The organism is Vibrio splendidus 12E03 (assembly GCF_000272105.2).
GTDB lineage: Bacteria > Pseudomonadota > Gammaproteobacteria > Enterobacterales > Vibrionaceae > Vibrio > Vibrio splendidus_I.
Genome location: NZ_AJZD02000082.1, coordinates 1 through 25,385, shown reverse-complemented (window position 1 = coordinate 25,385; position 25,385 = coordinate 1). Strand labels below are relative to the sequence as shown.

General features: G+C 44.6%; 25 protein-coding genes. 9 read left to right on the top strand and 16 right to left on the bottom strand.

The window, feature by feature from the left end; all coding sequences use genetic code 11:
* Both A142_RS07560 and A142_RS07555 read right to left on the bottom strand, forming a co-directional pair.
* The coding region (locus tag A142_RS07560; protein ID WP_032545560.1) for an efflux RND transporter permease subunit at positions 1 to 205 on the bottom strand (205 nt) is incomplete at its 3' end.
* 11 nt (positions 206 to 216) lie between these two features.
* Complete coding sequence (locus tag A142_RS07555; RefSeq protein WP_029405640.1) at positions 217 to 1,353, bottom strand: efflux RND transporter periplasmic adaptor subunit; 1,137 nt, start codon at positions 1,351 to 1,353, stop codon at positions 217 to 219.
* 259 nt (positions 1,354 to 1,612) lie between these two features.
* Here A142_RS07555 and A142_RS07550 point away from each other — a divergent pair, with 259 nt between their 5' ends.
* On the top strand, positions 1,613 to 2,056 hold the full coding sequence (locus A142_RS07550) for a dCMP deaminase family protein (protein ID WP_004737813.1): 444 nt from the start codon (positions 1,613 to 1,615) through the stop codon (positions 2,054 to 2,056).
* A gap of 130 nt (positions 2,057 to 2,186) precedes the next feature.
* On the opposite strand, the gene A142_RS07545 is transcribed toward A142_RS07550, so the two are convergent.
* From A142_RS07545 to pepT, 3 genes are all read right to left on the bottom strand, one after another.
* Complete coding sequence (locus tag A142_RS07545; protein WP_019825095.1) at positions 2,187 to 3,029, bottom strand: mechanosensitive ion channel family protein; 843 nt, start codon at positions 3,027 to 3,029, stop codon at positions 2,187 to 2,189.
* 137 nt (positions 3,030 to 3,166) lie between these two features.
* The gene (locus A142_RS07540) at positions 3,167 to 3,634 is read right to left on the bottom strand and encodes a DM13 domain-containing protein (protein ID WP_019825093.1); all 468 of its coding nucleotides are present in this window, start codon (positions 3,632 to 3,634) and stop codon (positions 3,167 to 3,169) included.
* A gap of 76 nt (positions 3,635 to 3,710) precedes the next feature.
* On the bottom strand, positions 3,711 to 4,943 hold the full coding sequence (pepT, locus tag A142_RS07535; RefSeq protein ID WP_019825091.1) for a peptidase T: 1,233 nt from the start codon (positions 4,941 to 4,943) through the stop codon (positions 3,711 to 3,713).
* Between the two features lie 347 nt (positions 4,944 to 5,290).
* On the opposite strand from pepT, the gene A142_RS25095 reads away from it, so the two are divergent.
* From A142_RS25095 to A142_RS07525, 3 genes are all read left to right on the top strand, one after another.
* On the top strand, positions 5,291 to 5,437 hold the full coding sequence (locus A142_RS25095) for a hypothetical protein (RefSeq protein ID WP_017068404.1): 147 nt from the start codon (positions 5,291 to 5,293) through the stop codon (positions 5,435 to 5,437).
* A 372-nt stretch (positions 5,438 to 5,809) separates the two neighbouring features.
* Positions 5,810 to 6,862: an aldo/keto reductase gene (locus tag A142_RS07530; protein WP_019825088.1), complete on the top strand. Its 1,053-nt coding sequence runs from the start codon at positions 5,810 to 5,812 to the stop codon at positions 6,860 to 6,862.
* A 175-nt stretch (positions 6,863 to 7,037) separates the two neighbouring features.
* A complete protein-coding gene (locus A142_RS07525; RefSeq protein WP_017067486.1) occupies positions 7,038 to 7,772 on the top strand; it encodes an RNA methyltransferase in 735 nt (244 codons plus the stop codon).
* A 96-nt stretch (positions 7,773 to 7,868) separates the two neighbouring features.
* Here A142_RS07525 and fdxA read toward each other — a convergent pair whose 3' ends face one another.
* Positions 7,869 to 8,192 carry a ferredoxin FdxA gene (fdxA, locus tag A142_RS07520; protein WP_010431058.1) on the bottom strand — a complete coding sequence of 108 codons (324 nt, stop codon included), beginning with the start codon at positions 8,190 to 8,192 and terminating at the stop codon, positions 7,869 to 7,871.
* 253 nt (positions 8,193 to 8,445) lie between these two features.
* Between fdxA and A142_RS07515 the strand changes: the two genes are divergently transcribed.
* The 4 genes from A142_RS07515 to A142_RS07500 all read left to right on the top strand — a co-directional run bounded on the left by A142_RS07515 (position 8,446) and on the right by A142_RS07500 (position 12,699).
* The gene (locus A142_RS07515) at positions 8,446 to 10,077 is read left to right on the top strand and encodes an NAD(P)/FAD-dependent oxidoreductase (protein WP_019825085.1); all 1,632 of its coding nucleotides are present in this window, start codon (positions 8,446 to 8,448) and stop codon (positions 10,075 to 10,077) included.
* A gap of 196 nt (positions 10,078 to 10,273) precedes the next feature.
* A complete protein-coding gene (locus tag A142_RS07510) occupies positions 10,274 to 11,470 on the top strand; it encodes a DEAD/DEAH box helicase (RefSeq protein WP_017064352.1) in 1,197 nt (398 codons plus the stop codon).
* Between the two features lie 133 nt (positions 11,471 to 11,603).
* Positions 11,604 to 12,005 carry a PPC domain-containing DNA-binding protein gene (locus A142_RS07505; RefSeq protein WP_019825082.1) on the top strand — a complete coding sequence of 134 codons (402 nt, stop codon included), beginning with the start codon at positions 11,604 to 11,606 and terminating at the stop codon, positions 12,003 to 12,005.
* Positions 12,006 to 12,075: 70 nt separating this feature from the next.
* Complete coding sequence (locus A142_RS07500) at positions 12,076 to 12,699, top strand: 3'-5' exonuclease (protein ID WP_019825080.1); 624 nt, start codon at positions 12,076 to 12,078, stop codon at positions 12,697 to 12,699.
* Between the two features lie 72 nt (positions 12,700 to 12,771).
* Here the strand turns inward: A142_RS07500 and A142_RS07495 are convergent, their stop codons facing one another.
* A complete protein-coding gene (locus tag A142_RS07495; RefSeq protein ID WP_019825078.1) occupies positions 12,772 to 13,608 on the bottom strand; it encodes a DUF6279 family lipoprotein in 837 nt (278 codons plus the stop codon).
* A gap of 304 nt (positions 13,609 to 13,912) precedes the next feature.
* Here A142_RS07495 and A142_RS07490 point away from each other — a divergent pair, with 304 nt between their 5' ends.
* On the top strand, positions 13,913 to 14,086 hold the full coding sequence (locus tag A142_RS07490) for a hypothetical protein (protein WP_029405638.1): 174 nt from the start codon (positions 13,913 to 13,915) through the stop codon (positions 14,084 to 14,086).
* A 140-nt stretch (positions 14,087 to 14,226) separates the two neighbouring features.
* Here the strand turns inward: A142_RS07490 and dbpA are convergent, their stop codons facing one another.
* The 9 genes from dbpA to A142_RS07445 all read right to left on the bottom strand — a co-directional run.
* Positions 14,227 to 15,606 (bottom strand): ATP-dependent RNA helicase DbpA, encoded by a 1,380-nt coding sequence (gene dbpA / locus A142_RS07485; protein ID WP_019825074.1) that lies wholly within the window; start codon positions 15,604 to 15,606, stop codon positions 14,227 to 14,229.
* Between the two features lie 148 nt (positions 15,607 to 15,754).
* The gene (locus A142_RS07480; RefSeq protein WP_019825072.1) at positions 15,755 to 16,663 is read right to left on the bottom strand and encodes an aldo/keto reductase; all 909 of its coding nucleotides are present in this window, start codon (positions 16,661 to 16,663) and stop codon (positions 15,755 to 15,757) included.
* A gap of 217 nt (positions 16,664 to 16,880) precedes the next feature.
* Positions 16,881 to 17,468 (bottom strand): hypothetical protein, encoded by a 588-nt coding sequence (locus A142_RS07475; RefSeq protein WP_019825070.1) that lies wholly within the window; start codon positions 17,466 to 17,468, stop codon positions 16,881 to 16,883.
* A gap of 209 nt (positions 17,469 to 17,677) precedes the next feature.
* A complete protein-coding gene (locus A142_RS07470; protein WP_019825068.1) occupies positions 17,678 to 18,622 on the bottom strand; it encodes a PstS family phosphate ABC transporter substrate-binding protein in 945 nt (314 codons plus the stop codon).
* Positions 18,622 to 19,260 (bottom strand): OmpA family protein, encoded by a 639-nt coding sequence (locus A142_RS07465; protein WP_019825065.1) that lies wholly within the window; start codon positions 19,258 to 19,260, stop codon positions 18,622 to 18,624. The genes A142_RS07470 and A142_RS07465 overlap by 1 nt, the downstream gene beginning before the upstream one ends.
* A complete protein-coding gene (locus A142_RS07460) occupies positions 19,260 to 20,573 on the bottom strand; it encodes a TolC family outer membrane protein (RefSeq protein WP_019825064.1) in 1,314 nt (437 codons plus the stop codon). The genes A142_RS07465 and A142_RS07460 overlap by 1 nt, the downstream gene beginning before the upstream one ends.
* A 34-nt stretch (positions 20,574 to 20,607) precedes the next feature.
* The gene (locus A142_RS07455; protein ID WP_019825062.1) at positions 20,608 to 21,933 is read right to left on the bottom strand and encodes an HlyD family type I secretion periplasmic adaptor subunit; all 1,326 of its coding nucleotides are present in this window, start codon (positions 21,931 to 21,933) and stop codon (positions 20,608 to 20,610) included.
* Entirely contained in the window at positions 21,926 to 24,085 is a 2,160-nt protein-coding gene (locus tag A142_RS07450; protein WP_019825060.1) for a type I secretion system permease/ATPase, read from the bottom strand. Before A142_RS07450 ends, A142_RS07455 begins: the two co-directional genes overlap by 8 nt.
* A 33-nt stretch (positions 24,086 to 24,118) precedes the next feature.
* On the bottom strand, positions 24,119 to 25,385 hold a 1,267-nt coding region (locus A142_RS07445), incomplete at its 5' end, for a type I secretion C-terminal target domain-containing protein (RefSeq protein WP_032545559.1).

Genomic DNA, 25,385 nt, shown 5'->3' with positions numbered 1-25,385 from the left:
ACGTTTCTATGGGGTCGGCTATCGCCTGTTCCACCACTTCAGCACTTGCGCCCGTGTAGAATGCCGACACACTGACCGACGGTGGGCTAATTTTTGGATATTCAGCCACTGGCAATATAGCGAGAGAAATCGCACCCGCCAGCGTTAAGATTATGGATATAACAAGGGCGAACTTAGGCCTTTGAATAAAGAAACGACTTAACATAAATAGCCCCCTTACTCAGCTTGTTCAGCAGAAGCTTGAATACGAACAGACATACCATTACGCACACGCTGTAGGCCTTGAGTGATGACCGCGTCGTTTTTCTCTAATCCAGAATGAACAATCACGCCACCTTCAATCTGACGACCCATCTCGATGTTTCTGCGCTCAGCAACAGGTTCAGCTTCGCTTTCAACCAATACCATCACGAAGTCACCTTCGAGGTCGGTTTGCACTGCGCGACGAGGAATAGTCACAACATCAATAGATTGTTTCTCACGTAGATCAACGCGAACGTGTTGGCCTGGAAGTAGTTGCTGATTCGGGTTATCGGCAATCGCACGCATCGCGATCGTACCAGTATTGAGGTTTATACGGTTGCCTAAGAAGTCAAGCTGACCTAGATGTTCGAACGCTTCACCGTTCTCAAGCATGATCTGAACTTCAACACCTGCAGAGTCGCTGCTGCCGTCGCCTTCGATGCGATCCATACCCAGCTCAATACGCTCACGCTCACTGATGCTGAACGATGCGTGGATTGGATCTAGGCTAACCAAAGTCGTCAGTACACCTGAAGACGGTGAAACCAGATCACCTGTGCTCACTTTGGTGTCACTAATACGGCCAGAGAAAGGCGCGATGATTTTGGTATGAGAAAGTTGAACATTCGCAGCATTTAGCTGTGCTTGGCTTGCTTCAAGCTGAGCTTGAGAACCTAACAAGTTTGCGGTTAATGCATCAAATTCAGATTGAGAGATACTGCCTTTCGGGAGTAGATTTTTACCACGATTAAAATCAAGCTCAGCTTTTTTAAGGTTCGCGTTCGCTTGAGCAACAGACGCTTTTGCGCTTGCTACTTCGGCTTCAAACGAAGAAGGTTCAATCGAGTAAAGTAATTGACCCTTTTCAACCATTTGACCTTCATTGAAATGACGGCTTTGTAGGTAGCCAGAAACCTGCGCTGTGATAGCCGTGTCTTCAACGGCTTCAATACGACCGATATACGACTTACTTTGCTGGTGAGAAACAACGCTAACATCCTGTACAGCTACGAGAGGTAGAGGCGCTTGCTTGGCATTTTGAGCATCTTGCCCACATCCAGCAAGAATAAGAGAGCTTGCAAGAGCCGTAAGGATCAACTTTTTACGCATGGTTATACCGTCACTTATTAGTATTTGAACAGCATAAAATTTACGTAACACACTCGTTACCATTGTCCGAGGAATATCAATTATAACTAGCTAAAGTGTATCAATATGTTAATTGAAACCAAGTGCTTATAAAGTGATTACAAACACGCTACAATTCCTAAGTAAATCAATCTCTCAGCTTTTGTTCTCTATGGATATTGTCTAACATAATGTATTGTCAGGCAGATAAGCATTCACATTTAATTGTTAAGGAATTTTCATGATTTCAAAATGGGCTAAACGTTTCTATCAAATGGCGGAATTGGTCGGTTCTTGGAGTAAAGATCCTTCAACTCAAGTCGGCGCCGTAATCACTAAGCACAACCGTATTGTTTCCGTTGGTTTTAATGGCTACCCACATGGCGTGTCTGATAGTGCGGATACTGATGACAGAGAGATGAAGTACCTCAAGACACTTCACGCTGAAGAAAATGCGATCTTATTCGCCAAGCGTGATTTGGACAGTTGTGAGATCTGGGTGACGCATTTCCCTTGTCCAAACTGTGCAGCAAAAATCATCCAAACAGGTATTTCAGCAGTACATTGCCCAGAGCAAAGTGAAGATTTCCTTTCTCGCTGGGGCGATAAGATTAAAGTTAGCCAAGATATGTTTGAGCAAGCTGGTGTACAAGTGGATTGGTTACCACTCGCTGACCTAGATTAAGCTAACAAATAGCAAGAACAAAAAAGCCGAGAGTCGATAGTATCGCTCTCGGCTTTCTTATGTTTGGACTTATAGCTTGGGTGCTATAGTTTTGAGGCTATAGCTTGGTCACTATAAACTGATGAGCAAACTAAGCACTCGTTGGGAATGCTTCCGCGTACGCTTCCATAAAGTCTTTACGAATATCTTGCTCTAAATGAATCGCTTTTTCAGTCGGACAGAAGATCATAAAGTGCACTTCTTGCTCACCTGTCGAACTGCTTGTGATATGGATGTGAGGCTCAGAGCCCGGAAGGTCAACACCAGCGTGCTTTTCGATCACACCGTTGTAACGGCGAGCAACATCGATAAACTCTTCGCAATGCTCTTCAATTTTCACAATAAGACCCGGCAGCATAGGGTATAGGTTTACAAAGTCTTTCACCGTCACAAAAAAGTTATGATAAACATAACGCTTCATGAAGTTGAGGTTCTTTACCGGATAAGTGAAGAACATACTATTAGGCAGCGTGGCTGTCTTGCCAGTGAAGTGATATTGCCCATGATACAAATCGATCTCTTGAATCACAGTCGCCATCAAATTGTGCTCAATCACCTCACCGCTGATTTTACCCACTTCAATCCAGTCGCCGATTCTAAATGAACGAGAACTCGCACGTTGAATAGAACCGGTGAAACACAAAATAATCTCTTTAGATGCGACGACTATAGCAACAGCAATGGCCGTTACTGACAGCGCAAACTCGCTGATTTCGGATTTCCACAACACAAATAACGTTACAACAATAATCGCGAATGTGCCGTTTTTGGTTCGTGACATCCAGTTACGTTGGTCTTCGCTAAGGAAAGCAACATCACCTCTTATTTGAGATAAGGTGATTCGGCGAATGATTAATATAATAGTGATAATCAACGCACTAAAAATAAACTTATGAGCGAGTAGAAAATCAATTACTTGCCACAACTTTTCCATTACTTATTCCTTTAGCTTTATAACGACGAGCTTTACAACAATTAGTATTTTTCACGATTAGCGGAGACTTCGCTATGAAAAAGCGCTCAATTGTTGAGCGCTTTCTTCCGTGCCTAAATCAGCTATTGGTAAGGCTATCATTTTATCTTGGCAGAAGTAATAAATTGGCCAAAAGTTTCACACCAAATCACAACCGTATTAAACCGATTAAGATCAGTACCTTCGGGAAGCTCAACCATAAAACGGTCGAATGTTTTTACATCTCCGACTCTCAGCAACTCATTCTTGCTGTCATTGAAAGCTTGCTCGGTTTCAAGGAACTTAGGTGAGAGATAGACCTTGTAATCAGGCCCCGGCGCCAATTCACCTTCAAAAGCGATCGCACTTTCAGATACTGAGACGATGCCTTCTCCCCAGTGCAAGAAGTCACTGTCTTGTCGATCTTTAGTGAACTCGCCCGTGTAGATAGCCTGCTCACTGATCGCTTCAACAGAACTTGAGGAAGGAGAATCAGGCTCAATCAAGATAGGTAATGCGTAAACACCCAGCCCAAAACCAAAAGCACCCACGGCTAAGTGGGTGCAAAGTAAAACTAACTTTTTCATCGCGTACTCCCTTATGCTTAAAGAGAGTATTATTGAATACTCTCAAAAATACAAAGAGATATAACGCTCTGATGTTCTATTTTTGGTAATACGTCGCTGTACGTTGAGACAATTCGACAATCACTTTTACCGCTTGCTCCATGCCTTGAATGGTAATGAACTCATGAATACCGTGGAAGTTGTAGCCACCAGTAAAGATATTCGGACATGGTAGCCCCATGAAAGATAAACGAGCACCGTCTGTACCACCTCGGATAGGCTTGATCATTGGCTCAACATCGCACTCAATCATCGCTTGCTTCGCCAATTCAATAATATGTTGATGCGGTTCAACCATCTCTTTCATATTGAAGTAGCTATCAGTTAGCACCAGCTCAACATGGCCTTTCTCAAGGCGCTCATTCAGCTCGTCCACTTTCTGCTGCATGAATACCTTACGCGCTTCTACACCCTCACGTTCAAAATCACGGATGATGTATCCCAGTTCAGAGCGAGCCACACCCATTTCCGCCGATTTCAGGTGGTAGAAGCCTTCATAACCTTCTGTGCACTCAGGTGTTTCTTGCGCAGGCATCATCAATTGGAATTGTGCGGCAATGTTCATCGAGTTCACCATTTTACCTTTTGCGGTGCCCGGGTGAACGTTCACGCCATGACAGATAACATCGGCGCTCGTGGCATTGAAGTTCTCAAATTCCAACTCCCCTACTGGGCCACCATCGATGGTGTACGCCCACTCGGCGCCAAACTTTTCAACGTCAAACAGGTTCGCACCGCGGCCAATCTCTTCATCCGGCGTGAAACCAATGCAGATGTCGCCGTGTTTGATGTCTGGATTCGCTTTCAGGTAAGCAATTGCACTGATGATTTCAGCGATGCCCGCTTTGTTGTCGGCACCAAGTAAAGTTGTGCCGTCAGTCGTAATAAGGTCGTGACCATGTAAAGAATCAAGATCTGGGTATTGGCTTGGGTTCAAACTCTCGCCACTTTCCCCTAATTCAATCGTTCCACCTCGGTAATCTTTAATCACTTGTGGTTTCACGTTGGCGCCTGAGGCGTCAGGAGCGGTATCCATGTGCGCCACAAAGCCAATCGCAGGTACTGGATAATCGACATTCGACGGCAGTTTCGCCATCAAGTATCCATTGTCGTCTAAAGACACATCAACTAAGTCTAATGCCACCAATTCTAACTTTAAGGCTTCAGCAAAGGTAATTTGACCCGGTGAACTTGGGCATTGCTGATTAGAAGGATCGGATTTGGTATCAAAAGTAACGTAATTAAGAAAACGTTCTACAAGCTTTTCCATAATTCATCTCACCATGGATTAAGTAATTGATTTACTGACTTATATTTTTTTCGATATACGATGCATCGTTAAATAAATACAAACACAGAGTCAGTAGCGAGGTTTTTCATCTTACGCCCCTGACCATGTATGTAATTGCTCTAAATCATTATTGTGCGAAATTAGATACGCTTCCTATACTTGAAAACAGAGGGTTTCGTCAGTTCAACATTGCATACGGATGATAAGAGATCGCTTTGTACGCATTCTACGCCCTCCGCTCTCAGCCTAACAAAAGTACAAAGTGTATGATGATCACAATTTATCCTTGATGCAGAATCTGTCATACGTTACACGGAGACACAGTTATGACGATTAATAAATATTTCATTTTCTCTCCTCAAGCCTCTGAGGAAACGCTTCAACCAGTACTAACTGAGAAAGAAGTTCAAAGGCAGGAAGCTCTAAGACAGGCGCAGATCCAGGGTGGATTAGACACAAACGCGACCTCGTAACTCAATGAATACCTGGCACTATTAAGACCCCTATAAAAAAGCTCTACGCTCTATCCTGTAGAGCTTTTTTTATTCTTGATCTGTTATCCTCTCCCCCGCCCCAACAAAAAGTTGATCATTAAACCTTCACTCATTACTTCTTGCTCTTTACTTCTCAATCACCATTTGGCTCATAATTTCTTGCGAATGTAATTTCACGCATTGCACACGCTAGCTTACGACGCTGAGAAATGACTCACTAAACTCCCCGATGCCATACCTTGTCGTGTCATTTTGTGCTAATAATTCATATTCGTTTTCATTCCTCACTCGCCCTCTTTTCAAAACTATATGCGAGTACCAGAGAACCTAACCACAGGAACCCCGAATTCAATGGAATATTCAAAACTAGGAAGTAGTCAAATTCCCGTTTCCCGTATCTGCCTTGGTAGCATGACTTGGGGACTACAAAATACGCAACAGCAAGCCGACCAACAGATCGAATACGCATTAAGCCAAGGCATTAACTTTATCGATACTGCAGAGATGTACGCGGTTCCACCTTCTCCAGATACCTACGGCAAAACAGAAGCGATCATTGGTAACTGGTTATCGCGTAACCCACAGCGTCGACAAGAGTTGATCATTGCGAGCAAAATTGCCGGGCCTGGGCTTCCTTGGGTTCGAGATGGTGGCCCGATAACGGGTGAAGCCGTAATCGCTGCGGTTGATGCGTCATTAAAACGCCTACAAACAGACTATATCGACCTTTACCAACTTCATTGGCCAAATCGCACAACGCCTCACTTTGGTAAGCATTTCCCGAATCACATTCGATTCAGTGATATTGACCGAAAACCACATGAAGCTGAGATGTTGGAAATCCTACAAGCACTGGCAAGCTGCATTAAGGCAGGTAAAATTCGCCATGTCGGGCTTTCAGATGATTCTACTTGGGGCACTAACACATACCTCAAGCTGAGTGAAAAACACGATTTGCCACGTATGGTTTCGATTCAAAATGAATTTAGCCTACTGCACGCAAAAGACTGGCCATATCTGATTGAAAACTGTGTGCATGAAGATGTCGCTTATCTGCCATGGTCGCCTTTAGCTGCAGGCATGTTGAGTGGAAAGTATATCGATGGCGCAAGACCGGAAGGCAGCCGTTGGACTTACATGCAACGTAAAGGCATCTTCCGTGACACTGAATCTGCCAACGAAGCGGTTAAAGGCTATGTTGAAGTGGCTAATGCTCACGGGTTCACTCCAAGCCAACTGGCATTGGCTTGGTGTAATCAAGTTGATGGGGTGACGTCCACCATCATCGGTGCAACGACCATGGAGCAATTAAAAGAGAACGTAGCCGCTTTTAGTAAACCGCTATCAGAAGAGATCCTGACTGATATCAACACAGTATTTAAACGCTATCCTGCTCCGTATTAGTCTGTCAGTTCAGCTTAACTTAGGTGAGTAAATCCCATAAGAGCGCGCTATTTAGTGCGCTTTTCTTTTTTAAGTGAGTTGCTTTTGCTTTTTATGTAGATCGCATTGAGTCATCACGCTTTTGGTTCGCTAACCTTTGCTCTATAATGCGCGGGCTTATATCTAGGATAAAAACATGATTTCAAAAAACCAATTAAAACTCCTTCGTGCTTTGGGCCAAAAGAAACAACGTAAAGCCCACGGCCTGTTTCTAGTTCAAGGTGAAAAGAACGTTCTTGAGCTGTTCAATAGTGACTTAGTCGTGAAGAACGTCTTTGCTACCGCTGATTTCTTATCTGAAAATCATGCTTCACTGATTGAGTTTGATTGTGTTGAAGCCTCGCTGGATGATCTAACCAAAGCAAGTACTTTGGTGAGTAACAATGCCGCGATTGCAGTTGTTGAGATCCCAACGTTTGAACTACCAGAAGCAACAGGACTGATGATTGCGCTTGATGGCGTTTCAGACCCTGGCAACCTAGGTACGATTATTCGCGTAGCAGACTGGTACGGCATCAAGCATATCGTTGCGAGCAGCGATTGCGCAGACCCATACAACCCTAAAACGATCAGCGCGACTATGGGCAGCTTTGGCCGCGTACACGTAAGCCAAACAGACTTACCAGCTTACTTAGAGCAAGCGAACCTACCGGTTTACGGTGCTTTCTTAGAAGGCGAAAGTGTTCATAAGACTGAGTTTACTGCCAACGGCATTTTACTAATGGGCAGCGAGTCTCACGGCATCCGTGAACACGCGGCTAAATACGTGACTGATAAGATTACGATTCCAGCATTCGGCGGCGCAGAGTCTTTGAACGTTGCTATGGCGACTGGCATCATTCTCGACAACATGCGTCGTCAGCACAGCTAGACCTCTAAGCTAACTAGCCAATCGACTGTGTTCAGATATTAAAAAAGGCGTATTGATTAAATCAGTACGCCTTTTTATTTGAGTTCTTTTCAACAATTACTTTTCTAGCATTGCCAATTTATCAGCGACACCATTCCACTTCTCAGCGTCATCCATTGGTGCTTTTACTTCCGTTTGTACCGGCCAAATCTCAGCGAGCTCTGCGTTCACTTCGATGAAGATCTTTTGATCTTCTGGCAGTTCATCTTCTTGGAAGATTGCTTGAGCATCACATTCAGGTACACACAAGCCACAATCAATACATTCGATTGGGTTGATTACCATGAAATTTGGGCCTTCATGGAACGCATCTGCGGGGCACACTGCCACACAGTCTGTGTATTTACATTGAATACAATTATCGCCTACGACAAATGCCATGATGCTCTGCTCTATAAGTTAGTCAAAATTGAAGAATGGGGATAATACTCATCCCAAAGCAAAATTCAACATCATACGGCTCTAATATCGTGTCTATTTGCTTCATGTTTCCAAATTAGTATGACAGATAAATCAATTTCTCGTAAAATGCGCGCCATTGTGAGCTTATCGCTTCTTTGAGCATCAGCGTTTTCATCAAACTCTGTATTAAGAAACGATCTAGCTAAGACACCTATAAAAACGAGACATCGAAATGATACGTTTAACCGAAATTAAACTCCCACTAGACCATGAAGAGTCTGCTATTCAAGACGCTATTGAAGCGAAACTTGGTATTAACTCTGATCAGGTACTCTCTTTTAATATCTTTAAACGTGGCTACGATGCTCGTAAGAAATCAAAGATCTTACTTATCTACACGCTTGACGCTCTCGTTGAAAATGAAGCTGAGTTGTTAGAACAATTCATTAGCGACCCGCACGTAAAAGTGACTCCTGATATGGAGTACAAGTTTGTTGCTAAAGCGGTTGAGAACCAAACTGAGCGCCCTGTGGTTATCGGTTTTGGCCCATGTGGTCTATTCGCTGGCCTAGTGCTTGCTCAAATGGGTTTCAACCCAATCATCGTTGAGCGTGGTAAAGAAGTTCGTGAACGTACAAAAGATACCTTTGGTTTCTGGCGTAAGCGTACACTGAACACAGAATCAAACGTGCAGTTTGGTGAAGGCGGCGCTGGTACATTCTCGGACGGTAAACTTTATAGCCAAGTAAAAGATCCAAAGCACTACGGCCGTAAGGTAATCGAAGAGTTCGTTGCAGCTGGCGCGCCAGAAGAAATTCTATACGTAAGTAAGCCACACATCGGTACCTTTAAACTGGTTACCATGATAGAAAAGATGCGCGCTTCTATCATTGAACTTGGTGGCGAAATCCGTTTCAGCACTCGTGTTGACGACGTTCATATGGAAGATGGTCAAATCACTGGCTTAACGCTTTCTAACGGTGAAGAGATCAAATCTCGTCACGTGGTATTGGCTGTTGGCCACAGTGCTCGTGACACGTTTGAAATGCTGTACGATCGTGGCGTTTACATGGAAGCGAAGCCTTTCTCTGTTGGTTTCCGTATCGAACACAAGCAATCAATGATTGATGAAGCTCGCTTCGGTAAAAACGCAGGTAACCCAATTCTAGGTGCGGCGGACTACAAGCTGGTTCACCACTGTAAGAATGGCCGCACTGTATACAGCTTCTGTATGTGCCCAGGTGGCACTGTGGTTGCTGCGACGTCTGAAGAAGGCCGCGTAGTAACAAACGGCATGAGCCAATATTCTCGTGCAGAACGTAACGCAAACAGCGCCATCGTTGTTGGTATCGACCCAGAACGCGATTACCCAGGCGATGCACTAGCGGGTATCCGTTTACAGCGTGAACTAGAAAGCGGCGCTTATGTTCTTGGTGGCGAAAACTACGATGCACCCGCACAGAAAATCGGTGACTTCCTGAAAGGTCGCGATCCAAGTGCAATCGGTGAAGTACAACCGTCTTTCACACCGGGTATCCACCTAACAGACATTTCAAAAGCGCTGCCTGATTTTGCTATCGAAGCGATTCGTGAAGCAATCCCAGCGTTCGAGAAGAAGATCAAAGGCTTCTCTACGCCAGACGGCCTACTAACAGGTGTTGAGACTCGTACGTCTTCTCCTGTATGCATCAAGCGTGGTAAAGACTACCAAAGCATCAACCTTAAGGGCTTCTTCCCTGCAGGTGAAGGCGCAGGCTACGCAGGCGGTATCCTGTCTGCTGGTATCGACGGCATTAAGGCCGCAGAAGCGCTAGCACTATCAATGGTAGAGCAGAACCAAGCTGAGAAGATTGAGATCGCTTAAGCGCTTTCGATAAAGTAAAGCTAGATAGCGAACAACCAAAACTAAAAATCCAGTGTCTTGTCGACACTGGATGTTTTTATGTGCATGTGACTAGCGGTGAGCAAGCAACATGGTAGAATGCCGCCATTAATCTTATCCTTGTATAAGATTGTTAAACCTTTCCATCGCTATTTAGCCAAATCATACCGAGAAACTTATGCCATTTTCCAAGCTTGGATTAAGCTCACCTATTGTTAAAGCCGTTGCAAAACAAGGCTATGAAAAGCCAACCTCTATTCAAGAAAAAGCAATTCCGATTGTACTTTCTGGTAAGAACCTTATTGCGGCAGCACAAACAGGTACAGGTAAAACTGCGAGCTTTGTTCTCCCTATCTTAGAAATGCTAAGCAAAGGTGAAACGCAGCGTAAAAAACGTATCCGCGCAGTTATCCTGACGCCAACGCGTGAGCTAGCGGTTCAGGTTGAACAGAACATCACTAAGTACGCTAAGTTCCTAAACCTAACATCACTAGCGATGTACGGTGGCGTATCTTACCAACACCAGAAAGACCGCTTGATTGAAGGTGTCGACATTCTTGTGGCAACACCAGGTCGTTTGATCGACATGTATGGTCAACGTGCTGTTCACTTTGATGAAGTGGAAGTACTGGTTCTTGATGAAGCTGACCGCATGCTAGACATGGGTTTCATTGAAGACATCAACAAGATCATCGCACGTCTACCACAAGACATCCAAAACCTACTGTTCTCGGCAACGCTTTCAACGCCAGTGCGTGCGCTAGCGAAAAGTGCAATCAGTGAAGCGGAAGAGATTTCGATTGCCAAGACTGATGCGTCTAAAGCGAACATTGAGCAATGGTTGGTAACGGTAGATAAAGACCGTAAGTCAGCACTATTGAGCCACATGATTACCGAAGGTAACTGGGATCAAGCGCTTATCTTTATCGAAACCAAGCACGGCGCGGCTAAGCTGGTTGCTCAACTTGAGAAACGTGGTATTCAAGCGGAAGCTTTCCACAGTGGACGCAGCCAAGCGATTCGTGAAAAAATCTTGGCTGACTTCAAGAAAGGTCGCCTAAAATACTTAGTCGCGACGGGTGTTGCTGCTCGTGGTATCGATATCGACAACCTAAGCCGCGTAGTGAACTACGACATGCCTTTCCCAGCAGATGATTATGTTCACCGTATTGGTCGTACCGGCCGTGCTGATGCGTCTGGCGAAGCGATATCTTTCCTATCGAAAGATAACTTCAAAAACCTGTGCATTATTGAAAAGCGTCTGGGTCACTTGATTGAACGTCGCGTTGTTGAAGGTTTCGAACCACGCAAAGAAGTGCCAATCTCAGTATTGAACTTCGTTCCTAAGAAAAAAAGAGAACAGCAACAAGACTAAGTAATTTCAGCGACAGAAAATGCAAAGTTGCATTAACCAAAAGAAAAGTCGCGTTAGCCAAAATGAAAATAAAACGAAGCCCTATGTGGCTTCGTTTTGTTCTTTGAAATACATATAACGCTGAGGCAATAAGATGATCACTCCTATCGCAACGAGATTAACCCGCGGGCAAGACCTAAAGCTTGAGATCCAAAGGTTAGTGACAACACACAACATCTCGGCAGGCTCTATCGCGTCTTGTGTCGGTTGTGTCTCTCAGCTCAATATTCGTCTAGCTAATGCGAACAACACCAAGCTCGTCCAAGCTCCGTTCGAAATAGTCTCGGTGATGGCAACGCTAACCCCAAACCACCAGCATGTTCATATATCCGTTGCTGAAGAAAATGGCAATGTGATTGGTGGGCATTTGCTTGAAGGGACGATTATCGCAACCACGGCTGAACTGATCGTTCACCGCTACGATGCTTTGACCTTCAACAGAGAGCATGACGATTCAACGGGGTACACTGAGCTTGTTATCGGCACTAGCAAATAACTGATTTACCCATAGCAACACCAAACGCCCCATATAAAGCGATACTCCCAAACAGCAATTAGGAAACACGATGGCTTCAAACTCCGCAGATTCCGTTATCGTTCTCGATTTCGAAACCACAGGCTTATCACCCAATATGGGCGATCGAGCGATTGAGATCGGTGCGGTAAAACTCGTTAACGGCGAAGTCGTCGACACCTTCCAACAACTCATGAACCCAGGGTTTCGTGTGAGTGGCTTCATTGAAAGCTACACCGGCATTACTAACCGAATGCTAAGTACCGCGGCCAGTTGCAGTGAAGTGATGGATGAGTTTGCAGGCTTTATTCAAGACAGTCAGCTTGTGGCTCATAATGCCTCGTTTGATAAACGCTTTCTCGACGCAGAATTAGACAATATTGGGCGTGATTACAATGGACAGTTTGCATGCTCAATGTTGATTGCTCGTCGGCTAATCCAAGACGCTCCGACCCATAAGTTGGGCGACCTAGTTCGATTCAAGCAAATAGATAACGACGGCACTTTCCACAGAGCATTAGCCGATTCAGAAATGACAGCAAGGTTGTGGTTATTAATGATCGATGAGCTGCAGAGTGACCACGGTATTCAACAGCCGAGCTTCCAATTGATGCAGAAAATATCGAAGACAGCCAAAGGTTCGATTCCAAAACTACTGATGAGCAACAGGGGGTAGGTTCCGAAGTTCACCTTAAAGTGGGATGAAAGGCTAGCTCGACAATAACCGCTAGCCTTTAAAAGGGACGCTCTACTCTTGCAATGACTTTAACGTTCCTTTGAGGCTTTCTAATTCATTCATAAAATACGCCCACTGCTTGTTACTGCTGGTCGCGGCGATATCTACTAAAAACTTGGCTGATGTTTCCATATTTTGGTTGAGTTGTGACTCAAGTTCATCAGGATAATAAGCTTCATTGTTTAAAAGCAATTTCATGATAATCGGCTGAGCAATATGCAGGTCGCTCTTCTTTGCCATCAGCGTCGTTAGCTCTTGATAGGTGTTGTTTTGATATTGTCGCCAGCTGTTATTGGTGTTTACCCACTCTTGAGACCAAGCCAGAATAATCTGTTTTTGTTCTTTAGACACCGAACCTAACCACCGCTCTGCCCGCTCTTCTATTCTAGTTCTGTATCGCTCTCTCGAATCTTCATCGTTCAACGACAACCTTTCTTCATAATAGTCTTGCTGCTTTTCACGAAAGTTTTTTAAAAATCCTCTGTCTTGCTCAGGGCTAAGCTGCATACTCAAGGCGTAAATATCTGGAGCGAACTTATTAACGATTGAGCGAATATGCTCTTTAGTTTCTTCACTTTGACCCACAATAAAAGCGGGATTCATATCCGACCGATCTACGTTCTGAATCGCTTCTAATTGCGAGATATACAGAGGTAGCTGAGTTTCTTTGTGCCATTGCTGTAATAAGTCGAGGCGCTCTTCGAGCTCTGATTCTTGACTGTTGGATAGAGAAACAAAGTCTTCAATATAGCTAACCGCAAACCAGCTTATATTGTTGTAGGCAAGTTTAGTCCCGCAACCAGCGAATAAAAAACAGACTAATAAGACTAACCATCGACACTTTCTCATTCTACCCTCTCACGACATTCAACAAAGCCACAAACCGATTAACTCATCACTTTAAGGTTAGCCCAGTTCTTATAACGCTAATTCTAGCTCTTATAAAAGTAGCCTTAATAAACAGTGGTCGTAAAAACTTTGAGATAAATTGAGAGCCAGACTTGCTAATCTAGCTATTTAGGCAAATGATTAAACTAAAAATAATTAACAGCAGTGATGTAACTTGATTTTTATTACTCATTTGACGTAATACGACCCTTTAAAAGAGTTAGGGTAACGTATTTTCAAATGATTGATATTTGGGAGGGAAGCTATGGCCGCTATTCCTGATCATACAAGCGATTTAGAATATAAGCTTTGTTATTTTGACGATGGATCAATAACCACAATCACGATATTCGTTCACAATCGACAGGAAGCGATGACTTGGTATCTTAGCGAAGGAAAACATATCAACGATCTTTATTCGATAAGACCCGATGAATAATGCTTTGGTATAGAGAACTAGGTCGATAAACCTAAGAGAAGAAACTTGAGTGGCATTTTGTGGGACACCCTTTACTGCAATGCCATTAATTAACAATGTCATTAATTAGACATATCGCAGCAAAGGGATTCAGTCTCGAATTACTTCAGGATTCGGGCGCGGAATTGACGCCCCTTCATTTTACCTGATTCGATTTTGTTCAGTGCTTTCTTAGCCACAGATCTTTCTACTGCTACGTAAGCACGCATTGCGAACAGACTGATCTTACCTACTGATTTACCATCAATGCCGCCTTGGCCCGTCAGTGCGCCAAGAATATCACCAGCACGAAGCTTAGCTTTCTTACCGCCATCAATTTGGATGGTAACCATGTTTGAGTAGTACGGCTTAGCAATTGGCTTTGCTGGCAGTTCAGATGGCTCGATTGGCATGTCCATGTACTCATCGATTTGAGCAACACGGTACATCTCTTTTTCGCTAAAGAAGCTGATCGCTACGCCTTTGCTTCCTGCACGGCCAGTACGACCAATGCGGTGAACGTGAACTTCAGGGTCGCGAGACAATTCAAAGTTGAACACAGCATCTAGGTTATCAACATCAAGACCGCGAGCCGCAACGTCTGTCGCCACTAGAATCGAGATGGTTTTGTTTGAGAACTGAACCAAAGCTTGGTCACGTTCACGCTGTTCCATGTCACCATGAAGTTCGATAACACTGAAACCGCGATGGCTTAGCTCATCGTTTACGTTCTGCACTTCTTTCTTAGTGTTACAGAACACAACCGCAGATTCCGGTTGGTGATGAAGTAACAGCAACTCTAGAGCATCATCACGAGCTTCAGAACCTTCTAACTTGTAGAAGTGTTGTTGGATGCTTGAGTGATCGTGTGTTGATTCAACCTTCACCATTTCTGGATTGCGCATGATGCGGTCTGCAACAGATTTGATCTGTTTAGGGAAAGTCGCACTGAATAGCAGAGTTTGGCGTTCTTTTGGCGCCGCTTCAATCACAGCATCCAAAGCATCTTGGAAGCCCATTTCTAGCATGCGATCAGCTTCATCTAACACAAGTGTGTTCAGCTCAGACAGATCAATACGGCCTTTCTCTAGGTGGTCAAGGATACGACCAGGTGTGCCCACAAGAATGTGTGCGCCATGCTCTAGTGAACCAATCTGTGGGCCCATTGGCATACCGCCACATAGTGTCAGCACTTTAATGTTGTGAATACCACGAGCAAGAGTACGAATCTCTTTTGCTACTTGGTCTGCAAGCTCACGAGTCGGACATAACACTAAAGACTGAACACGGAAACGCTTAACGCGTAGGTTCTGCAGCACGCCTAAACCGAAAGCAGCTGTTTTACCTGAACCCGTTTTACCCTGACCGATAACGTCCTTGCCATTTAGGATAGTAGGAAGACTTAACGCTTGGATCGGCGTCATTTCAGTATAACCAAGAGAATCTAACGTGTTTAGAAGCTCTGGTTTAAGGGCGATTGAAGAGAATTTTGAAGTGCTCAATGGAAATATCCAACTGGTGAAAAACAGAGTGCATTATGAGTGTTTTTGAAAATTATTCCACCTTAATCACAGTTTTGGAGAAACATGGTAGGCGAACACAAAAAAGCCAGCTTACTTAGCTGGCTTTGACTTCTATACGAATTGCTTTCTATGGCACACCGTGACCTTTAGATGCAACCCATACTCGATACCACTGTTCGCGCGTCAGCTCGATTTTTAGTGCATCAACCGCAGTCTTCACACGCTCAATCTTACCTGAACCAATAATCGCAATTGGATTAGACGGTAAACGACGAACCCAAGCGTAAATCACTTGGTCAATGCTGTCTGCACCCACTTCTTGGCGAATCGCCTCTAGCTCATCACGAACACGAATTGCTTGCGCTGAATCACCACTGAAGATGCTACCACCACCGAGACAAGACCATGCCATCGGGCGAATGCGGTTCATCTGCAGTTGATCTAGCGTACCATCATGAGCCACTTCAAAGTTCAATGGGTTGATTTCAACTTGGTTGGTCACTAACGGCTTACCGAGTCGAGATTGAAGCAGTTCAAACTGACGCGGTGAAAAGTTAGAAACACCGAAGTGCTTAACTTTACCTACTTTGTGTAGCTCTGCGAACGCTTCTGCTACTTCATCTGCATCCATTAACACGTCAGGGCGGTGAATCAACAATACATCGATATCGTTAACACCTAAGCGCTCTAATGAATTATTTACTGATTGGTAAATATGCTGCGCGCTAGTGTCATAGTGATTGATCTTACGATCTGGAGTGTGGTCACCACATAGGTTGATATCGCACTTGGTGACGATTTGAATATCATCACGAAGGCTTGGTTCAAGCGCTAACGCCTCACCAAACAACTTTTCACATTGGTAGTTACCGTAAATATCCGCGTGATCGACAGTTGTGATGCCAAGATCAATATGTTGCTTCAGGAAAGTCAGACGTTGTTGCGGGGTCATGCCCCACTCTGCTGTACGCCAGTATCCTTGCACCAGCTCAGAAAGTTCTGGGCCTTGTGGCGCTATCGTTACTTTTGCAACCATGGGTTGTCTCCTTTATCAATACTGAACGTATCCTAAGCTCGTTTTACCGAAGGCTCAACGTATAAAAAATGGCAAACGCAAACGCTTACTAAAAATGTGAGAGCCGCAGAAAAACGAACACTTAAATGAATTATAACTTGCCGTCTGCCCGCGAGCCGTTCTCCTGAAAGGCTTGTTTAGCCTAATAAATAACGAAACTATCTATAAATTTGAGCAATTAAAAGCGATTAAGTTCAACCGTTAAGTTGTCACCATCACTATGTAACTTAATCCAAAGAGAGGAAGATCCAGGAGAAGACAAGTTAGGAACATTCCATACACTCATTTGCTCTGATGAACCGTGTGGCGCGTTGATAAATTCGACCAGCTGTTTATCCACCTTATCGAAACCAACACCTTCATTTCGAGCTTGTTCGAGTTGAGCAGTAACATCGAATTCATCTTCACCAATACGAATTGAACTGAGAGCAAAGCCATCTTGGCGAAGGTATGCCTGAAGCTTTGTGTAACTTAGGTCCGAATATGGCAGGTTTAAGCGAACCGTTTCGACACTTGAGTCCCCCAACTCCAGTTCAACATACACATCCAGGTCGTAATATTGGGTTAAGTCACTGCACAACAGCGTATCTTCGATCTCACCACAATCCATCAACTCGATATCATTAATATAGTTTTGAGAATTCGGCAGACTTGGGCTGCTGTTAAATACTGTTCTTAGCCACCAGCTTTCGGTTGCTTGCGCTGAAAATGAAATAGCATTGAGGGACAGCATTAGAGGCAAGATTAGAACTTGAAAGATTTTCATCGACTGGGCTTATTTAGCGCTATATGAAGTGTCCATTATACGTGACCAATCGACAAACAACCGCTCGAGTCGCAAATTTTAGGCGAAAAAAACGGGCATACATGCCCGCTAGATAAATTCATCACCGAATAACGTAATCCGTCACGTTGAGAACCATTACGAAAGATAGAATATCACTCTCCCACAATAGTTACAATACATCGTACCCATTACTTATAGCCACCTTCAATCGCTGGCTCTTCAAGCGACAATCTGACTTTGTTACGTTGAATCGCTTCTGGCGGTAAACTGATGAAGCCGTATTGGTTCAACACGCCTTGATGATCTTGTGACAAGGTAAGCCCAACAAAGAACTTCTCTTGCTCAGTAAACCCTTTACGATGCGCTGGAATATTCAAGTACATGTAATAAACCGTTGCTAACGGGTAACGACCAGAGAGGATCGTCTCTTTGTTTAGATCGTAGTTCACACCTAGGTTATCAACCACGCTCAACCATTTCACGTCTGAGATTTGGTCTGAGTAGACGGTGTACCCAATGGCGGCATCTTCGTCTTCAATCTTATTAATCAGATCAGGTAAATCCGCTAAGAACTGAGTATGGGCATATTCTCCTTCTGTTCCACATTCGACCCAACTTGAAAAGGTAGTATGGCCTTTCAGGTTGTGATCAATGGCAAAGGGCAACATATGAGTATCTAGGCTTTCACCGTTACGAATATCACTACTTGCTGACCATTTTGGATGTTTAGGATCGTTAGAACAACCAAACACATCAATTAATTCGGCGACAGTGATTGATGTTGCTGGGTTATTTTCATTGGCTAGAATCGCTATGACATCGGCAGTGAACATCAACTCTGTTGGCCTATAACCGTAACGCATATCAAACCTTGCCATCTCTTTGTCAGTCCACTTTTTGGAAGTGATACCAACACGCGAGCGTTGCATGATCATCTGCTCTGGGACGCTGTCGCTCAACAAGATTTCTAAGTCGATCTCTTGGCTCTTAAGCAGATCTTCAACAAGCCCCTGCATATTCGGCTCAATCGCGACCAAACCTATGTCAGTGGCGTCATTTGCAAACGTCGATACAGAGAACAACGCAGGTACAGAAGCAAGCAGCAAGCCCGATTTATTAGATAGACATTTCATTACTGGCCTCCTACTGGATCAATCGACGTTTTAGACTCAACATCGCTATTACTATCGAGCTGCATTTCTGAAGTGAAGATGTTCCAAGATGGATTCACTTCCATGCTTTCTGTCTTAATCACCGCAATCGTTCTGCGCTTACGCTTGTGAAGATGCTGAGTTAAGCTGGTTATCTGAGTAAACTCTTGTTCGAAGATTCGCTCACCATTGATGCCTCTATCAATCAAAGCGTCTCGAATCACGCCAGTTCTTTTCTTCGCTAATGCCTTGTTATACGCGTTTGTACCTTCAGAACTGGTATCACCGACCAAAGTAACCGAAGCATCAGGCTGCTCTCCTAGTAAACGCACCAACTCATTTAATACAGCGGTATGATCAGGTTTAAGGTCATACTTATCAAAATCAAATGCCACACTTAATACTTCAACGTCTTCGACAATTTTCCAATTGGCGCAGCCTTTAATGTCTACCGTCACACCTTCTGGCGTATCAGCACAAAGATCGCGCTGGTTAATCACACCGTCTCGGTCATTATCGGCTAAGTCATCAATTTGATGGCGCGTCATTGTCGTATCAGGCGTTTCTGCACATCCCATTAGCAAGATAGAGCTAAGTAGCGCTAGTTTAAAATATCTCATTACTTATTTTCCCCTTGCCACTCTTCTGGATGTTCAATCCTCAACGCGTAGGTCAACATACCCATCGCATTTAACACTCGATAAGCCGCTAACGTTTGATCATATTCAGTGCTGATGAAGTTTCTTCGAGCCAAGAACACTTCAACTTTTGCATCAAGTACATCAAGAAGGCTTCGTCTGCCAACATTGAATTGCTGGATATAGCCAAGCTCTGCAATTTTCGCTGCATCAACGTTCTGTTGAAGTAAGGATTTTTGCTGCTCAAGCATTTTGTAAGCGTTCCAAGCCAATTGTGTACCCTCTCGAACCTCACGCTCTGTTCGTAATCGGATCGCCCTTGCCTCTTCCACTCGCCACGCGGACGATTCAACCCTAGAGTCGGTAGAGAAGCCATTAAACAGGTCATAATCCATCGTCAACATCAGTCGAGCGTCTTCATCGACACCGCCTGGAGGGTTAGATACGTTGTCATTCTTGTTGGCATGAAGTTCGAGTTTTAGCTCTGGGTAGTAATCCCCTTTCTCGCGGCGCATCTCTTTACGAGCCGCGTCGATATCAAGCAAAGAGGCTTTGATTTCAGGGTGATTCTCGACAGCTTGTTCAAGTGCGACCTGTGCTGAGCTTGGTAATAGAGCGTAATCAAACCGGGGGTATACCAAGTTCACAGCAGGCTTGCCAACCAAGCGTAGATACTGAGTTTGCAAATCAAACAGATTGTTCTGAGCGGCGATAAGTGAAGACTGCGCGGTCGCGACACGGGCGGAGATCTGAGCCAGATCCGAGTTACTACTCAAGCCTTTGCTCTTTTTATCTTGGATATCTTGGTAGATCTCTTGGTGCTCTTTTACGTTCCGCTTAGACAATTCAAGTAGCGTCTCTGCTTTGAGGATATCGAGGTAATTTCTCACCACATCTAACGATACGTTTTCAGCTCGCGAAATCAGAGTTAGACGCTCAGCTTCCGCTTCGAACGTCAGTCGATCGACATTCGATGTGGTTTTAAAACCATCAAATAGTAACTGGGATACTTTAAAGCCAATTTCCGTTCTCGTTAGGCCTCGATCATCGGTATCAAGTTTGCTACCACTGTTGTAGCGCGTTTCTTCATAACCTGCTGCCGCGTACAAGTTCACTTGCGGCATATACAAACCACTCGCCGCGTCTCCGTCTCTGACCACCGATTGGTATCGGGAGTATTGCGCCAATATCTCTGGGCTATAGTCGATGGCAAAGGCCACGGACTCTTCTAATGAAGCTGCTTGAGACAGCCCACTCATTAGCAAGCAAGAAGAGAGTAAGAATTTTGAATGCATTACACTTCCTTTTATATTTATGCTTTAACCCACTTCATCGTTCGCGAAGTGAGTTTTCCTTAGCTCGTAAAATAGGTTTTAACCAATAACTCAATACTGTTTTCTCTCCGGTCAATATATCAACCGCGACTTGCATCCCTGGAATAATGCTAAAGGCAGAGTTTTGTTGCTGGTCTTCGTTTAACTGAATATGGGCACGATAATAGGCGTTTCCGTCTTCCGTTTGTAAGGCGTCGGCACTCACGTAAATCACCTCGCCTTTAAGTCCGCCATAAATGACGAAATCATAGGCCGTGAATTTAACTGTCGCACCCAGCCCATTATGAACAAACGCGATATCTTGCGGAGAGATTCTCGCTTCAACAATCAGGTCACTGTTTGATGGGATGATCTCAATGATCGGCTCGCCGGGACGAACTACACCACCAATGGTACGCACAAAGATCTCTTTGACTGTGCCATCAACGGGCGCAACGATTTCGGTACGCTTGAGTTGGTCGGCAATCGCCTGTTGGCTTTCGTTCAGCTGCGCTATCTTGCTCGCCACTTCATTCAACTGACCTTGCACTTTGGTACGAAAATCTAAGGCAATGCTTCGATGATCCGCTATCGACTCTGAGTAGGCAGCTATCTGCTTCTGCGCTGCTACTTTTGAGCTAGCAATATCACCTTTGAGTTTGACTACATCACGGTTTAGTTTAAGTAGCTCAACTTCCGCAACAGCACCGCTCGCTACCACGTCTTTCAACATGTTGCGCTCGCGAATCACAATTTCGAGGCTGCTTTCGAGAGTCTGGATATTATTAAGCGTATCGACACGAGCTTGGTCTTGTTGCTCGATACGAAGTGCCGCCTCTTCCAGTTCAGACTTCAACTGTCCTAAACGCTCTCGGTAGTTCGCCTTGGCATTCATTAACGCAGGGTGGCTTGATACATCAACCGCAATATCTTGAGGCACCAAGACCACTCGCTCATACCACTCTTTCGCATCGTTATTTAAAACGACCGTCGACAGCTCAGCCTTTAATCTTAATTGCTGAGCCAGTAACGTATCCGCTTGTTGAGCCGACTCTAGAAACGCCGCCTTAAAACGTGTGTCTTCTAACTTAGCTAGAGGTTGCCCCTTCACTACAGATTGGCCTTGTCGCACCATGATCTCTTGAACCAGTCCACCTTCTAAACTCTGAATGGTTTGCACCGAAAGACTTGGAACAACTTTACCTTCACCAATCACGACTTCTTCTAATGTTGCCCACGTTGCCCAGCCGATAATTGAGACAATGAGTAAAGCACTCAACCAAATCAGCTTACGAGAGCGGAATGCTAAGTGGTTGTTGGTCCATTGAATATCATTACTCATGACGACCTCCCTTCACCACAGATACCGTCTTAAAGCGACTCGCACCTTTAGGTACACTTTTCTTCTGTAAAGAGAGAATATCTTTAGGCTCACCTTCTGCCACTATTTGACCTTTATCCAATACAATCACTCGATCACACATCATCAAGAATGAAGATTTGTGGGAGCTGATCAGCATTGAAGTTTCTCTTGGCATACTTTGAAGTGCATTGAAGAACTGTATCTCAGCTTGATTATCAAGTGCGCTAGTAGGCTCATCCATGATCAATAGTTTTGGACAACGATAAAGCGCCCTTGCGATAGCCACAGCTTGGCGTTGGCCTCCTGAAAGCAATCGACCACCTTCGCCAACTGGCGTTTCTAAGCCGTTGCTCAAACGCCCCATATAACCGTTCAGCCCTGACTGTTGCAGCGCTTGTCTTAGCTTTTCTTCATCAACGTTAGTCGCACCTAATGTGACGTTGTCGTAAACACTTCCGAAGATAAGATTGGTGGTTTGCCCTACCCAGCCCATGCCACTGCGTAACACACTGGTAGGCCATAATTGCCCATCAATCTCTTGATAGAAGGCTTGTCCTGTTGTTGGCAAATACTGGCGCGCAACAATCGATAGTAGAGTTGTTTTACCCGCGCCTGCCGCACCGACAAGACCAACTCGCTCACCCGGTTTGATCTCTAGGGAAATCTCCTTTAATGCAGGGCTTTGAGTCTCTGGATAAGTAAACGTCACTTCATCTAACCTAACCCCACCATCAAAGTCTCCTTTGTCGATAACTTGGTGTTTGGACTCTTCCTGAGGTAGCTCCATAATCTGATTCAGCCCTTCAACGGCCGAACGTGTTTGCTGGAACCTCAGCAATAGAAGAGAAAGCTGGTTCACCGAACTTGCAGCGCGCCCACTCAACATCACAACGGCTATCAAACCACCCATACTCAGCAAGCCTTCAGAGATCTGATACACGCCGAAGATAATCAGAGTGATGGTCACGATCTGCTGACTGGACTGAATAGAGTGCGTCACGATATTGGAGTAATGACGAGATTGAGTCTGCCATTGAGAGAGCGATGAAATCGTCTGTTCCCAACGTTTCTGAGTGATTCCTTCAGCATTGTTTTGCTTGATATCCGAAAGGGTTGTTAAGCAATCAAACAACTGTGCCTGTCTTTGTGTCGAGAGGCGTGCGGTTTCATCGAATGTTTTCTCGACCTTGCCTTTCATCGCGATGCTCAGCACAATCAAAACAAACATAATTGCGACAGGAATGAACATCATTGCGCCACCGAGCCAGCCGATAAGCAGTAGGAATAACAAAGTGAATGGCAGGTCGACTAAAGTGACTAACGAGATAGAAGTGAAGAAATCTTTTACGCTATCGAAATCTTGAAGCTGTCTGGCAAAGGCGCCTACCGACTGAGGTCGATTTTCCAGCTTCATACCAAGGACTTTAGAGAACAGTTGAGAAGACAACTTGTTATCAATATAGCGCCCAGCCATGTCAGTCACAGAGCTGCGTGAGCTTCTCAACACCCAATCAAAAATAACGACAATACCAACGCCTGCTGCCAGAACCCAAAGCGTGTTAAACGCTTGGTTTGGCACCACGCGGTCGTACACATTCATGGTAAACAGAGGCACGACTAGCGCGAGTAAGTTGATCAAAAATGAAGCGACAAATAGGTCTCGATACCAAGGTTTCACTTCTTTGACGACACGCCATAACCAACGGGTGTTGGATTTATTCTCGCTACGTTCATGGGATTGAACACGTGCATCATCAAGAGCTTGAGCACCAACTTGCCAAACATACGATTCAACTTGAGCAACCAAGTCTTTTAGGAGGGTTTGTTGGCTTGAATTAGTTTCGCAATCCAATACTTGAAAGTAATCACCAGAGTCTTGCGTGACGACAACAGGATTTCCTGTCGCGGAATTAACAGCAACAACGGGGAACTGACATTGAGTCAGTAATTCTTTTTTAACGTGGCTCAAAGTTAACCCCGATTTCTCAATGGCTCTTGGGAAAAGGGATTCATTGAGCCTTCCTTCATTTAAAGGTAGGCCAGACACTATTTTGGAAGGATGGCTGCGAACATTAAAATGCTCACATAACCATTCCACACAACCTAGCCAGCTGTCTTTTTGTTCTACCAATCTAAACTTCCTTTTATAGACTGTACATCTAACTTACAGCGTTAAATTATTGTCTTCTATCATTTTTTGTAAAATTTGTGCTTCTAATGCACTGCTACTGTCGCCTTGATACAGATCGTCGTACGTAACATCGGCTAATAAGATGTTTTGTTGAACGTCTTCATCGCCATTAGGTTTAATAGAAATGGTCACACCTTCACCAGATTCTTCTAAATCTAGATATTGTGTTGCCCCTAACCCTGTATTAAGCCCTAGGCTTCCCAAAATACCCGAGAGGTCAATTGCATCAGTATCTGGAGACGCATCAAAATCTTGAACCACATCGTAGCTTGGGGCTTCTACACTCCCTAAGCCTGAAGAGGCAAACACAAAATTATCAGAGCCCGTACCGCCAATCAGCAGGTCATTATCATCTGTCGCAGTAATCGTAGAGTCACCCTCAGCTACAAACTCAACCGATACCGTTTGAGGTAACCCTACCGCTTGGTTGTTACCTATTTCAGCAGAAGGTTCGATGGTGAGTTCAAATGGGTCAACGCCATCATAGCCACCCGTAATCGCTAGATTAGGTACATCTGCCAAGTCCACCACATATTGACCATCGACCATAGAGCCGTGTGAGAACGTCAAACCTGCGGGAATATCATAAATTGTAATGAAGCCCACTTCTGAATCGGCAGGGTTTACAAGAGAAAGGTCTAAACCAAGAGGAATCGTGCCACTCGCTTCTGCGACAATTGAAGCGTATTCGACGCTTAGTAACGGTGCATCAGGTTCTGGTGTGATAATAAGCGTCATGTCTTGCGAGCTCGGGTCACCCGTGTCGACCACTAACTCACCGAGTACGGTATTTTGATCAACCGTTCGGCCTGTAATCGTAATATCGAGGTTACCAAACGCATCGCCCGCAAATAATTCGAGCTCATCAACAGAGCTTGCCTTAACGAGGATCGTCGCCTGTATGATGCCACCCACATTGGTGAAAGAACTGGTTTCTGATCCAATTCGAATTCGATCTAGCCCAACTAATCCTGATGGGTCCGAAGTCGAATTCACCGTTACGGTAATTGATAAGAACTCATCACTGTTGGTTTCAAAGCTATTAGCATCAAGAGGAATCGTGATACCGTCATCCTCACTTCCAGTGAGCTGTTCTGGTAAATCGAAGAACTCAACCTTGTCACCAATAGGATTTACACCAACGGTAAATTCAGATTCGGTATAGCGGATTTCTGTGGTGCCGATTTCTTGAGTAATCGCCTCAAGAACAAGATTAATATCGCCACTAAAGTCTCGCGGC